Genomic DNA, 786 nt, shown 5'->3' with positions numbered 1-786 from the left:
GCTTCGCGAGCTTGGAGGATGCCCAGCGATGGGTTCATCGCTTTGTCGGCGGCTACAACACCGAGCATCGACACAGTGCCATCCGCTTCGTCACCCCTGAGCAACGCCATCGTGGGGAGGATCCCCAGATCCTCGCTCAGCGCCACGCCCTCAACCAGGTCGCACGCGACCAACACCCCGAACGCTGGAGTGGACCAACGCGCAACTGGACGCCGATTACGGTCGTCTCCCTCAACCCGGAGCGCGATCTGGAACACACCCCGTTAGATCACGCGGTGTGACAACGATGCAGGCGACAATTACCTTGACAATTACCGCATGTGATCAAGCGCAAGTACTGACCTCCGCAGCCCGGTAGCGCAAGGCGGGGGTCGGCTGTTGCCGGCCCAGATCACGCCCGCTCATGTGCTTGCTTGAGGGGGCCAGGGGAAACACGGCCTTGATCGCGTCAGCGAGCTGCTCGAATTGGGCGACGCGATCCTCGGCCGTAAGCGTCCGGGGAATTACAGGATTGACCCAAGCGGCTTGATGTCGTCCATTGTCAGATTGTGCGGCAACAGTGCCGCGATGGCCTCTGGGGTCTTGGCCGAAGGTAGGTATTCGAAGAGATGGTTGAGGTAGGCCCAGGGCTCGAGGGCGTTGGCCTTGGCCGTCTCGATCAGGCTGTAGAGCAAGGCGCTAGTCTCGGCGCCCTTGGGACTACCAGCGAACAGCCAGTTCTTGCGTTTATGCCCAGCAGGGCATAAACGCAATTATGCGCACCTCCGGATTATGCGCAGTTGTTCA

Annotated in this window: 2 pseudogenes; one reads left to right on the top strand and one right to left on the bottom strand. The window is 60.9% G+C overall.

Annotated elements, in window-relative coordinates:
- Positions 1-281: pseudogene (locus THIDRDRAFT_RS26345) on the top strand (IS3 family transposase); the annotation flags it as partial.
- A gap of 222 nt (positions 282-503) precedes the next feature.
- Here THIDRDRAFT_RS26345 and THIDRDRAFT_RS23355 read toward each other — a convergent pair.
- Positions 504-725, bottom strand: a pseudogene (locus tag THIDRDRAFT_RS23355) (transposase domain-containing protein); the annotation flags it as partial.
- Between the last annotated feature and the right edge of the window lie 61 nt (positions 726-786).

It is taken from the genome of Thiorhodococcus drewsii AZ1 (assembly GCF_000224065.1).
Classification (GTDB): domain Bacteria; phylum Pseudomonadota; class Gammaproteobacteria; order Chromatiales; family Chromatiaceae; genus Imhoffiella; species Imhoffiella drewsii.
This window is presented reverse-complemented; position numbering and strand designations above follow the sequence as displayed.